Below are 12,593 nucleotides of genomic sequence, written 5' to 3' on the forward strand. Positions count from 1 at the left end.
TCCCTGAGCAAGGCCTCTGCGACCGACCGATTCAATGCCTGGTCATCGACCACCAACATCGTGCGTCCGCTCAGAACGCAGGACGTCGCTTCTGGTGGCTGCGGCCTTGTGGCATGCGTGGCCTTGAGCGCTGGAAACGACAGTGTGAACTCGGTAAAGCTGCCCAGTTCAGAGCGACATTCGATCGTCCCACCGAATTCGCTCATCACGCGTCGGCAAAAGGCCAGACCGAGGCCCGTGCCATTGGCCTTGCCAAGGGTCTCGAACTCACCGAACAGGTGAGGCAGAAGCGACGGGGCGATGCCAGGGCCTGTGTCGCGCACAACGACGCAGGGCTGGGGTTGGCGCCCGATCCGGACCCGCACCTCCAGGCCCGGATGCACCGGCAGGTAGTACAAGGCGTTCTTGAGCAGATTGAATAGCACCAGTTCGAATGCGGTCTGATCTCCCAGAAAACAGAAGTCCTCGTCGACCTGAAGGCGAACCCTTTCGCGGGACTCTGCCGATTCATGGGCGTACGAATTCAGGGTCTCGCTCACGCACCTGGCCGCCGACAACGGGATGAATTCGCTGGCATTCAAAGGCCTGCCATTGATCTGCTGGAGCGTGATCGATACGGCCTGCAAGCCTCGGCGAACCGCTCGCTGTCCCTGCATCAGCAATTGCGCAGCGTCGGATGTGGGGGGTAGCCGCGCTACGGCTTGGTTGATGGCATGCTGGATCTGGGCCAATGGCGTTCGCACCTCGTGGGCGATGGAGCCGGCGAGTCCGGCATACACGCGCCGCAAGCGCTCCAGTTCGGCACGTTTCTCCACGTGCTTGCCGATGCCGCCCCCAGCGACCAGCACGCCGCACACGGGGAACCACCACAGCAGAAAGTCCACAGGCCAGCGTGGGTCGGTCGCCGTGAACCAGTACGCCATGAAACTCAACGCATAGCCGAATGCCAGCATCACCAAGGTGTTGCGCCAGTCCGTCAGCAGAACGATGAGCACCACGCTGACTACCATGTTGACCGCCGAAGGTGCGGTGGCCTGGTTGTGCAGCAGCGTTAGCGGCAGCATGAAGGCCAGGCAATAGAGGACGGTGCCGTAGGAGAAAGGGTGGTAGCACCGCCGCCAGCGCTCGGGCCACCATCGGCGCAACGCCAGCAGGATGCAGCTACTGGTGGCCACCGCACGAAGAGCGAAATCGTCGTAGAGGGGTGGCATCTTGCCCGTGAACCGCAGCGCATACAGAAGCGGGAAGGCGATCGCACCAACCAAGCCGATCCATTCAAGCAGCGACTGGTTGGTGTCGTGATAGGAGCGATAGCCTTCCGAGAGACGCAGGACCAAGGCGCGCATGTGTTTCCCCTTTGTGGCCCGAAACGGTAGAGGCCGCGGAGGGTGCATACCCTCAGGGTGTTTCTTCCGTGGCCCCTTGCGCGCGTTCAGCCGATCGGCATGGCCCGACGCGAAGCCGCTGCGACGTGGGCCCGAGAAGCTGCCGGAGAAGGCCCGGGCATCAGCAGGTTCTTGGGCAGCTTGAGAGCCTTTGCCACGTCAACGGCGCGCCCCTGAACAACTTTGTATTCCGTTCCGCTGACGCCATGGATCGTAGCGGCCACCTGCATGCCGTAGCGCCTCCATAGCCGCGCCACAAGTGGCGTGGCGATGGCATAGAACTGTTTGACCGGGCGCATTCGGGTGATCTCCACCAGGGCGAGCGAGAAGCATTGCCCCAACATATCGGGATGCCGATCCTCCGGCGCCACCACGACCCGGCCCACTTCGCAGCTGTGTGGGGTGACGATGTCCTTTGGCAATGCCGCTCGATAAAGCAGACGTTCGAGTCCTGTCATGCCGTGCCCACTCGGCACAAAGCGCAGGGTGGCCACGAGACGGCGATCGCGCTCATAGGCCAAGACGGTGCCAATCTGGTCGCGCACGTTTTCGAACGGCGAAAGACCAAGGCCCAGGTCGTCCTCGACGCCGACAGGTGAGAGCCGGCGCAGTTCAGCAATAGACAGGCGTTGTTCCGACGTGTGCAGTACCCGCATGGACAGTTGAGGTCGTTCGTTGAGCCTGATGGCTTTTGGCAGGTCATTGGCGAGAGCGATGTGCATGGTTCCTCCTGAATGGACGTCGGACGTGGCGTGCCAGCTATTGGCACGCAACCATTGTTGGGCTCGATGTAGGGCGGGACCTTGATGTGCCGATGGCAGCGCTTTGAAGTCCCGCTGTTGGCGGCTACGAGGGAGTGATCCTTCAGGGAATCGTCATGATCGACGGAAGCGTTTCCGACGAATTGGCCCCGCAGAGGCCGTGTCGTGACCGGGGCGGTGGTGCGTTGGCGGCCTGCGTCAAGCGCGCGAGGTGATCCCGCCCCCACACACGACTCACTCTCTCGCCTACCCGGCGATCACCACCACGAAGGCCTGTGGCGTTCAGGGGTGCTTGACTTAGCGTGCGTAAAAACGTACGCTTTTCGTCTTGCTGGAGTCCCCATGAACGTCCTCACCGCATCCGCCGCGCGCGCCAACCTCTACCGCCTCATCGACCAGGCGACGGAGTCCCACCAACCCATCGTCATCGCGGGGAAGAACGCTTCCGCCGTCCTGGTGTCGGCCGAAGACTGGGCTGCGATCCAGGAAACGATGCACCTGCTGTCGGTGCCCGGGATGCGGGAGTCCATCCGCAAGGCCATGGCCGAGCCGCTGTCGAAGAGTGCCCGTGCGCTGAAATGGTGAAGTGGGAGCTGGCCTACTCGAAGCAGGCCCTGAAGGACGCGAAGAAGGTCAAGGCGGCCGGGCTCAAACCGAAAGTCGAAGAACTGCTGGCGATTCTCGAGGCGAATCCGTTCAAGAATCCGCCGGCCTTCGAGAAGCTGGTGGGAGACCTCGCCGGAGCCTACTCCCGGCGGATCAATATCCACAACCGGCTGGTCTACGAGGTGTTTGCGAAGGAGCGGGTGGTGCGCGTTCTTCGCCTTTGGACGCACTATGAGTGACGGCCCGCCCCCGGCACCACCCGCTCCCGCACCCACCCCGTCGTCATGTCGATGAACGCCCGTTTGGCCGGCCCGCTGGTGATCAGGTGGTCGGTGGTTTCCAGCAGTTCGAAGGACACCTTGGGCAGCCAGGCTTGCCCCGCGAACATGGCGGCGAACTGGCCGCGGTGGTTGAACCACTCGGGTTGCCCGCCGCAGTAGGCGAACAGCAGTTCCACGCCCTGGTTGGTGAGCCGGTCGACGCGGCCCATGAATTCGTCCTTCGGCGGCGACACCGACATCTCGCCCTTGGGCTTGGCCGGCGCGTCGTCGGGCGGCATCAGGCGCAGTTTTCGCAGCAGCATCACGCCGGCCTTCTGCGCCGAGCCCAGGAGCCCGGCGCGGCCGATCTTGAAGGCCAGCTTGCGCAGGCGCGACTGCAGCGTGGGGTAGGCGTACATGTCCCACAGCAGCACGGCGCGCATGCGTGGGTCTTCCAGCGCCACCAGGTGGCCGATGATGGCGCCCGAGCACAGGCCCACCATCACGAAGCGCGCGCAGCCGAATTGGGCCTGGGCGGCGTCCATCACCTCGCGCGTGTCGGCCACCCATTGCTCGGTGACGGAGCGGGTGCTGTCGCTGCGCTGGCTGTCGCCCAGGCCGCTCATGTCGAAGCGCACCGAGGGGATGCCCATGGCGGCGAACTCGCGCGCCAGCAGCACGTTGATGCGGTGCGGCCCGCCGCGCGGGATGACGCCGGAGTTGCTGAGCACGGCCACCACGGGCGGTGCCGCGCCGGGCGCGCCCTGGGCGGGGGTGAAGGTGGCGACGAGGTGGCCTTCGGCGCCGACGGTTCGGGTCTGCTCCTGCATGCGGGTCAATCGAGGGTGGCGAGCAGCACGCGCGGGATGTCGGGCGGCGCGATGGCGGTGCCCATGGCCTGGCTGGACATCCAGTCGGTGGGGTGCTCCACGGTGTGCAGCTTCAGGGCCGACAGGCCGGCGTGGGCGGCCAGCGGGTGGGGCTGGTCGCCGCGCACGGCGCAGGTGATGCGCAGGCCGCGGCGCAGCGCGGGCAGCACGTTCAGGTCGGGCAGGGCGCACAGGTCGGCGACCAGGCGCTCGCCGAAGTGAAAGCCCAGCACGTCGCCGGGCAGCGTGGGTTCGGCCACCTTGCCGCTGGCCGCGATCTGTTCCCAGGGCTGGGCGAACATCATGGCCAGCTCGGCCTTGTGGCCGGCGATCAGGGCCTGCAGGTAGCCCGGGCCGTTGAACACCGGCTCCCACAGCACCAGGTGGCGCGGCGGGTGCTTGGCCAGCAGCGCGGCGCGCAGGGCAATGACGGCGCCCAGGCCCATGCCGAACCAGTGCACGGGCGGTTCGCCGCCGCCGGCACCCTCGCCCAGGAGCTGCTCGTGCGCGGCCAGGGTGTCGCGCACCCAGTCGTCCAGCGACTGCGCGCCCTCGTCGCCGGGCGAGTCGCCGGTGCCGTGGTAGTCGAAGCGCAGGGATTCCACGCCCTCGCGCGAGAGCCGTTCGCCAGCCACGCGGAAGACGGCCGAGCTGCGCACGGCTTCCTGGCCCAGGGGGCGGCAGAGCAGGAAGCGCGCGCGCGGCCTGGCGCCGCCGTCGGCCGCCATGTGAATGCCCACCATCGGCCGGTCCCAGTGGCCGAAGTGCCGGATCGAGATCGTCATGGGTGGCGACGGTAACAGGCTTGGCTGTTCACCGCTTCAGGCGCCTTGCACCAGGCGACGCAGGCGCGACATCAGGCCGCCACCGTTCTTCGGCGGGAGGGACGGGGCATCGGTGTCGGGGGCGGTGGTGGCGCCGGCCGCCTGGCCGTCGTAGGCGGCGGCGAGCTGGGCCAGGGTTTCCGAGACGTAGCGGCGCGGGCTCACCTGTTTGCCCACGCGCTTCTCCAGCTTCTGGACCGCCTGCATGGCGCTCAGCGAGGTGCCGCCGAGGTCGAAGAAGTTGTCGTTGCGGCGGATGGCGGTGGTGCCCAGCAGTTCGCTCCAGACGAGGAAGATCTCGCGCTCGGTGGCCGTGCCCTGGAAGTGGTCGGCGGCCGAGGCGGCGCTGTCGCGGCGGCGCAGGCGCGAGGCGGTGGGCGCGAAGCGGCCCTCGGCGGTGGTGGCCAGGCGTTCGCAGCACAGCACCTGCAGGTGGGCGCGCGCGGCGGCGGGCAGGTGCTGGGCCAGGCGCTGGTCCACGCGCTGCAGCAGGGCGTCCAGGCCGGCGTCCTGCAGGCCGGTGTCGGGCTCCAGGCCCAGCAGCAGGCGGCGTTCGCCTTGCGGGCCGATCTGCAGCGCGGCGGCGGCGCGGGCCACCAGGGGCAGCTGGGCGATGTCCTGTTCGATGGCGTCGAGCGCCAGGCGCTGGCCGGCGATCACGGCGTGCGCGCCGTCTTCGCCGATGGCCTGCAGCACGCCGTCGGAGCGCCAGCGCGCGAGCGTGCCGGTGGCGCGCCAGGTGCCGTCGGCGCCGCGCGCCCACAGCGGCGCGGCCACGCCGATGGCGGCGGGCCGCTCGGCCGCGTCGCCGATGCGCAGGCTGTCGGGCAGCAGCGGCTTGCCGAAGCTGTTGTGGTCGGCCGGGCCGTGCGCCCAGCCCATGGCCAGGGGCAGGCCGGTGGCGGGGTCCAGGGCCAGGTTGAGCGCGCTGGCCTGGGTGTCGGCCAGGGCCTGCATGCCTTCGGGGCTGGCCTCGCGCACGTCCAGTGCGGCGATGAGCGAGAGCGCGCGCCCGGCGTTGGCCTGCAGCAGCGTGGCCCAGCCGTTGGCGTCGGCAAAGACCAGGGCGGTGTTGTCGGCGTGCAGGGCCTCCACGGCCTCGGGTGCGCCGGGGTCGTCGGCCAGCACCAGCTCCACGCCGTGGCGCAGCGCCAGGCCCAGCAGGGCCAGCCGCAGGCCGGGGTGGCCGCCGTGGGCGACGAGGCGGTCGCCGGGCAGCAGTTGCACCTGGGCGGCCAGGGCTTCCACGGTGTCGCTCCAGCGGCGGGCGTCGGTGTCGGCGCCGCCGGGCCAGCGCAGCGCGCGGTTCGCACCGAAGGCGGCGAGGGCGCTGGCCAGGGCCTCGACGGGGTCGGTGGATGCGATCTCCACGGCCCCGCTGCCGGTGCCCAGCCGCTCGCGCGCGGCGGCCACGCGGGCCTGCAGCGCGGCGCCGTCCAGGGCGCTGGCGCCGTGGCGCAGCAGCGGCGCGCCGTCGGTGCGGGCCAGGGCCTTGAGCAGGTCGTGGCCGGCCACCGGCGCGGCGTCGAGCGCGCGCAGGCGCTCGAGCTCGGCGGCGCCGGGCAGCAGGGCGTCGGCCACGCGGCGGTTCGGGTTGTCGGCCAGGCCCATCAGCGTGGCCAGGAAGCGCTCGCGCAGCAACTGCGCGGTGCTGGGCAGGAAGAGTTGGGTGTCGTACTGGATGCCGCCTTCGATGCCGCTGGGGATTTCCACCAGCCAGAAGTTCAGGTCCTCGGTGGCGCCGCGGTGTTTGAAGCGCGTGCGCTCATGCGTGAGCGGGCCCCAGTTGGCGGGACGCGCGCGCGCGTCCTGGAAGGTGAACAGGGCCTGGTAGAGGCGGCCGTGCTGGCCGGGCTGGGCGGTCTCCAGCGCGGCGGACAGGCGCTCGAAGGGCACGTCCTGGTTGGCGAAGGCGTCCACCATGGTGGCGCGCACGTGCTTGATCCACTCCAGCCAGCTCATCTCGGGCCGCACGGCCAAGCGCACCGGCAGCATGTTGTTGAAGAAGCCCATGATGGGCTCCAGGTCCGGGTGCGGGCGGCCGCGCACCGGCACGCCGATGGTGGGCTCGGGGTCGTGCAGCAGCTGCGAGGCCAGCACCGCGTACACGGCGAGGGCGACGATGCTCAGCGTGGAGCCGGTCTGCTTGGCGACCTCGCGCACGCGCTCGGCGTGGGCGGATTCGATGCGCATGTACTCGGTGCTGCCCACGCGCTGCGCGCCGGGCAGGCGCGGCAGGTCGGTCAGCGCGGCCGGTACGGGGCGCTTGAGGAACTGGCGCTGCCAGTGGTCGAGCTGGCTGGCGATTTCTTCGCCCTGCATCCATTCGTTGTGCCAGGCGGCGAAGTCCACGTACTGCAGCGGCATGGCGGGCAGCACGGGCTCGCGTTTCTCCAGCAGGGCCGAGTAGAACGCGCTCATGTTCTCGTACAGCAGGTCGAAGGACCAGCCGTCCCACACCACGTGGTGGGTCATGAAGAAGAAGATGTGGTGGCGCTCGTCCATGCGGATGAGCCGCGCGCGGAACAGCGGGGCCTGGTCCAGGGCGAAGGGCTGGGCCACCCAGGTGGCGACGAGGTCGGCCATGGCTTCCTCGCGCCGGGCCTCGGGCACGTGGCTCAGGTCTTCGACGGGCAGCAGCGAGCAGGGCACGCTGTCGAGCGTGCGCTGCACCCAGGTGTCGCCGTCGCGCACGACGATGGTCCGCAGCGAGGCCTGGCGCCGCACCATGGCCTGGAAGGCCTGGTCGAACAGGGCTTCGTCCATGGGGCCGCGCAGGCGGTGGGCCGAGGGCACGTTGTAGACCACGCGGCCGGGGTGCATCTCCTCGATGAAGCGGATGCGCTCCTGCATGAGCGTGAGCGGGGCCTGGCGCCGCTCGGGCTGGTGCACCAGCGGCGGGCGCTGCGGGGCCTTGCCGCCGCGCTGCTCGTCGATGGCGCGCGCCAGCTTCTGCACCGTGGGCGATTCGAAGAGCACGCGCAGGTTCAGCTGCAGGCCCAGGCCCTTGTTGAGCTGGCCCATGAGCTTGGCGGCGAGCAGCGAGTGGCCGCCGAGCGCGAAGAAGTCTTCGTCGGCGCCGATGGCGGGCAGCTTGAGCACGGCCTGCATGGCCTCCAGCACGGCGCGCTCGGTGTCGGTGGCGGCGGCGGTGAGCGGGCCGCTGGCGGCCGGGGCCATGGCCACGGGCTGCGGCAGGGCCTTGCGGTCGATCTTGCCGTTGGGCAGCAGGGGTAGGGCGTCGAGCAGCACCACCTGCTGGGGCAGCATGTAGTCGGGCAGGCCGCCGCGCAGGGCTTCGCGCAGCGCGGCGGGCTCGGGCGCAGCGCCGGCGGCCGGCACGGCGTAGGCGATCAGGCGCACGTCGCCAGGCGTGTCCTCGCGCGCCATGACCACCGTGCGCGCGACGCCGGGCAGCGCGGCCAGGCGGGCCTCGATTTCGCCGAGTTCGATGCGGTAGCCGCGGATCTTGACCTGGAAGTCCAGGCGGCCCAGGTGTTCCAGGGTGCCGTTGTCGAGCCAGCGGGCGAGGTCGCCGGTGCGGTACAGGCGCGCGCCCGGCACGGCGCTGAAGGGGTCGGCCACGAAGCGCTCGGCCGTGAGTTCGGGGCGGTTGAAGTAGCCGTTGGCCACGCCGGTGCCGCCGATGCACAGCTCGCCTTCCTGGCCGATGCCGCAGGGCCGGCCCTGTTCGTCGAGCACCCAGACCTGGGTGTTGGCGATGGGGTGGCCGATGCTGATCTTCTGCGTGGCGTCGGTGATGCGCTGCACCGTGGACCAGACCGTGGTTTCGGTCGGGCCGTACATGTTCCAGAGTTCGATCTTCTGGTCCAGCAGCTGGGCGGCGAGCGAGGGCGGCAGCGGCTCGCCGCCGCACAGGGCGCGGAAGTTCGCGGGCGCGCGCCAGCCGGCGTCCAGCAGCATGTGCCAGGTGGTGGGCGTGGCCTGCATCACGTTGATGCGCTGCTCGGCGATGAGGCGGCCCAGCACCTCGCCGTCCATGATCTCTTCGCGCTGCGCGAGCACGGTGCAGGCGCCGGTGGCCAGGGGCAGGTAGAGCTCCAGCACCGCGATGTCGAAGGACAGGGTGGTGACGGCGAGCAGGCGGTCGCTGGCCGTCAGCCCCGGCTCGCGCCGCATGGTCATGAGGAAGTTGCTGACCGCGCGCTGCGGCACCACCACGCCCTTGGGCTTGCCGGTGGAGCCGGAGGTGTAGATCACGTACATCGGCGCGTCGCCGCTGGGGTTCTGCGGCGCGGGCGGCTCGGTGTCGGGTGCGGCGTCGATCAGGGCCCGGTCGTCGTCGACGCGGATCTGCTGCTCGCGCGGCAGGCCGCTGAGCGCGGCGTGCGCCGATTCGGTGATGACCAGGCGCAGGCCCGCGTCCTCGGCCATGTAGCTCAGGCGGTCCTTGGGGAAGTTCGGGTCCAGCGGCACGTAGGCGGCGCCGGTCTTGAGGATGCCCAGCAGCGCGGGCACCAGCTCGGGGCCGCGCGCCATGCACACGCCCACCAGGTGGCCGGGGCCGACGCCGCGCTGCGCCAGCAGCTGGCCGAAGCGCCGGGCGCGCTGTTCGATCTGCGCGTAGGTGAGCGGGGCGCCGTGCGCGATCACCGCGATGGCGTCGGGCGTGGCCTGGGCCTGCTGGCGGATGGACGCCTCGACGCGCGTGGTGACGTCGAACGGCGTGTCGGTGGCGCGGTTCCAGGCGCTCAGGCGCGGGTCGACGGTGGGCGTGGCGGCGCTGGCCGGCGCCGCCGCGGCGGGCGACCTCGGCGTGGCGGGCGCGGCCATGGCGGGCGCGCCGTTGAGCCGGTCGATCTGCGCCAGCAGGCCGTCCACCAGGGATTGCGCGCGCTCCAGGCTGAAGAACTCGGCGCTGTGGTGCAGGTCCAGCGTGAGCGCGGCGTCCTGCTCGTAGAAGTTGAAGAACAGCTCGGCCAGCAGGCCTTGCTTGCGGCCTTCGTGCAGGGCGGCGCGCAGCGGCAGGTAGCCCGAGAGGTCGACCTTGGGGTTGAGGTTGAAGTAGATGCCGGTGAGCGGCGGGCGGTCGCCGCGGCTGGGCAGGCCCAGGGCGCGGGCCAGCGTGCCCTGCGTCATGACCGGGTACTCCAAGGCATCCATGAGGTGCGAGCGCACGCGCGTGAGCAGCGCCTCATCGGTGTCCTGTGGCGAGCACGACAGTCGCAGCGGCAGGTCGAGCACGCCGTCGGCCATGAGCGGGCCATGGCGCTGCAGCGCCTGGCTGGCGTAGGGGATGCTGACGACGAACTCCTCCTGGCCGCCGCGTTCCTGGATCAGGCGCGTGACGGCGGCGAGCAGCCACTGGAACAGGGTGGCGCCGCGCGCCTTGGCGCGCTGGCGCAGTTGCTCCAGCCGCGCGCCCTCGATGCGCACGCGCACGGTGTCGGCCGTGAACTGGCGGCGCCCGGCCGGGCTGCGGTCGCCCAGGTTCACCGGGGGGGGCGGCTGCTGCATCACGTCGGTCCAGAACGCCAGCGCTTCCCGGGCCTGCGCGCTGTCCTGGCGCGCCTGCTCGGCGGCGGCGAAGGCCAGCGGCGACTCGGCGGGTTTGGCGAAGGCCGGCGCCATGCCTTGGCGGCGCGCCTGGTAGGCCTCGGCGAGCTCGGCGTTGAAGACGCTGGAGGCCCAGCCGTCGAAGATCAGGTGGCTGGCGACCACGTGCACCACCACCCGGCCGTCGGACAGCTCGAGCAGGCTGAAGGCGGCCAGCGGGGCCTGGTCGAAGGGGAAGTCGCGCCGGCTGGCCTGGGTGCAGAAGGCGTCGAGCGCGGCCTCGGCGTCGGCCTCGTGGCGCAGGTCCACCTCGGCGATGGCCACGGGCTTCAACGGCTGCAGGCTCTGGCGCGGCTCGCTGGTGTCGAAGGCCAGGTGGAAGGCGGCGTGGCGCTGCGCCACGTCTTGCAGGGCCTGGCGCAGCGCGGCCTTGTCGGCGCCGCCCTGCAGGCTCACGCAGAAGGACTCGTTGAGCGCGCGGCGCGCGTTGTCGTCGAAGGCGCCGACCAGCCAGCGCTCGGTCTGGCCGGGCGAAAGGGCGGCCTCGGTGGGGGCCGCGGTGGCGGTGGTGGTCGCGGGCGCGGGCTCCACGGGCTGGCCGCCGCCGGGCGAGCCGCCGTCGCGGCGCGTGATGAAGCCCAGGGCCATCAGCTCGTCCAGGGCCTTCAGGATGGTGTCGGCGATGCGGTGGGTGATCTCCTCCGTCATGGCCTCGGTCACGAAGTGGCCGAACTGCTCGTAGACGTGCAGGCCCAGGTGGCGGATGAGGTAGTAGAAGAGGCTGACGTTCTTCTGCCCTTCGTCCCAGTGCAGGCGCCAGATGGAGGCGCAGTGCACCGCGTCGCAGGGCGCGCCGCGCTGCGCGAAGCCGGCGTTGAGGCGGTCGATCATGCGCTGGGTGCGCGCGTTGATCTCGGTGTAGAAGGCCGGGCCCGCGCGGTCGATGTGCTCCAGCGAGGCCTTGGCCGCGGCCAGGGCCAGCGGGTGGCGCACGAAGGTGCCGGCGAAGTAGGTGACGCCCGCTTCGGGGTAGGAGTGGTCGCCGTACTGCCAGTGGCCGCCGTCCAGGGCGTCCAGCCAGTTGGCGTTGCCGGCGATGGCCGCGAAGGGCAGGCCGCCGCCGATGACCTTGCCGAAGGTGGCGATGTCGGCGCGCACGCCGTAGAACTCCTGGGCGCCGCCGCGCGCCACGCGAAAACCGGTGACGACCTCGTCGAAGATCAGCGCGCAGCCGTTCTGGTCGGCGATCTCGCGCAGCGAGCGCACGAATTCGCGCGGGCGGATGTTGGGGTACTTGTTCTGGATCGGCTCGGTCATGATGGCCGCGAGCTGCGGCCCCTGCTCGCGCAGCACCTTGAGCGATTCCTCGCTGTTCCAGTCGAGCACCAGGATGTTCTCGACCGCGTTGGCCAGGATGCCCGGCGCGGCCGACAGCGAGCGCAGCTGTTTGGTGCCGCGCACGATGACCTCGTCGAAGATGCCGTGGTACGAGTTGCTGAAGATGGCGATCTTCTTGCGGCCGGTGACGGTGCGCGCGATGCGCATGGCGCCCATCACGGCCTCGGAGCCGGTGTTGCAGAAGCCCACGCGCTCCATGCCGGTGAACTGCGAGATGAGGCGCGCAACGTCGGCCGACAGCGGGTGCTGCGGGCCGACCTCCAGGCCCCGGTCGAGCTGCTGGTGCATGGCCTGCAGCAGGTAGTCGGGCTGGTAGCCCAGCATGTTGGCGCCGAAGCAGGAGAGCAGGTCGATGTACTCGTTGCCGTCCAGGTCCCACAGGCTCGCGCCCTTGGAGCGCTCGACCACGATGGGATAGACGAGGTCTTTCCACATCGGGTTGAAACCGGTGACCACGCGCGGGTCGGCCATGACCTTGCGGTTGTCCTGGCTGAAGGACTTGGATTTGCCGGTGCGCGCGTTGTACTTGGCGATGAAGTCGTCGATCCAGCGGTGCTGGGCGGGCGTGAAGTCCTGCCCGGCCTGCAGCGTGAGGCGCGGCGAGGCGCCGAAGGGCTTGTCGACCAGGGCCTTGATGGAGGGCTCGCTGCCGTCGGCGCTGGGGGTGTTGCCCCCGGCGGTGGGGGCGGGGGCGGGTGCACTGGCGCGGGCCACGGGCGCGGCCGCGCTGGCGGCGGCGCTGACAGGTGCGGCGAGCGGCGCGGGCATCGGCGCGGCCACGGCGGCCGGCGCCACCGGCGCGCCCGCGAGCAGCGCGAGCTGCTGCGACATGAGCTGCATCTGCTGCTGGATGAGCGTGTGCAGCGCACCGCCCTGGCCGGCGGCCAGCGGGGCGGCGTTGAAGGCGGGCAGGGCGACGGCTTGCGGCGCGGCCATGGGTGCGGCCAGGGCGACGGCATCGGCCACGGCCGGC

7 protein-coding genes are annotated in these 12,593 nt (G+C 70.5%); 2 read left to right on the forward strand and 5 right to left on the reverse strand.

The annotated features are described in order from the left end of the window. A partial coding sequence (locus BGO22_RS11120) for a sensor histidine kinase (protein ID WP_286850873.1) occupies positions 1–1,346 on the reverse strand: 1,346 nt, incomplete at its 3' end. An 86-nt stretch (positions 1,347–1,432) separates the two neighbouring features. After that, positions 1,433–2,107: a hypothetical protein gene (locus tag BGO22_RS11125; protein WP_139146953.1), complete on the reverse strand. Its 675-nt coding sequence runs from the start codon at positions 2,105–2,107 to the stop codon at positions 1,433–1,435. Between the two features lie 381 nt (positions 2,108–2,488). Between BGO22_RS11125 and BGO22_RS11130 the strand changes: the two genes are divergently transcribed. After that, positions 2,489–2,731 carry a type II toxin-antitoxin system Phd/YefM family antitoxin gene (locus BGO22_RS11130; protein ID WP_070398015.1) on the forward strand — a complete coding sequence of 81 codons (243 nt, stop codon included), beginning with the start codon at positions 2,489–2,491 and terminating at the stop codon, positions 2,729–2,731. Then, complete coding sequence (locus BGO22_RS11135) at positions 2,725–2,991, forward strand: Txe/YoeB family addiction module toxin (protein ID WP_175442796.1); 267 nt, start codon at positions 2,725–2,727, stop codon at positions 2,989–2,991. The genes BGO22_RS11130 and BGO22_RS11135 overlap by 7 nt, the downstream gene beginning before the upstream one ends. On the opposite strand, the gene BGO22_RS11140 is transcribed toward BGO22_RS11135, so the two are convergent. Genes BGO22_RS11140 through BGO22_RS11150 form a run of 3 tightly spaced genes read right to left on the reverse strand, consistent with a single transcriptional unit; the run spans position 2,982 to position 12,556 of the window. Continuing rightward, positions 2,982–3,842 (reverse strand): serine aminopeptidase domain-containing protein, encoded by an 861-nt coding sequence (locus BGO22_RS11140; protein ID WP_070398014.1) that lies wholly within the window; start codon positions 3,840–3,842, stop codon positions 2,982–2,984. The genes BGO22_RS11135 and BGO22_RS11140 overlap by 10 nt on opposite strands. 5 nt (positions 3,843–3,847) lie before the next feature. Beyond that, a complete protein-coding gene (locus BGO22_RS11145) occupies positions 3,848–4,666 on the reverse strand; it encodes a serine aminopeptidase domain-containing protein (RefSeq protein WP_286850877.1) in 819 nt (272 codons plus the stop codon). 36 nt (positions 4,667–4,702) lie between these two features. Beyond that, entirely contained in the window at positions 4,703–12,556 is a 7,854-nt protein-coding gene (locus BGO22_RS11150) for a non-ribosomal peptide synthetase (protein ID WP_286850878.1), read from the reverse strand. Between the last annotated feature and the right edge of the window lie 37 nt (positions 12,557–12,593).

The sequence above is a fragment of the Hydrogenophaga sp. 70-12 genome, assembly GCF_001897365.1.
Classification (GTDB): domain Bacteria; phylum Pseudomonadota; class Gammaproteobacteria; order Burkholderiales; family Burkholderiaceae_C; genus Hydrogenophaga; species Hydrogenophaga borbori.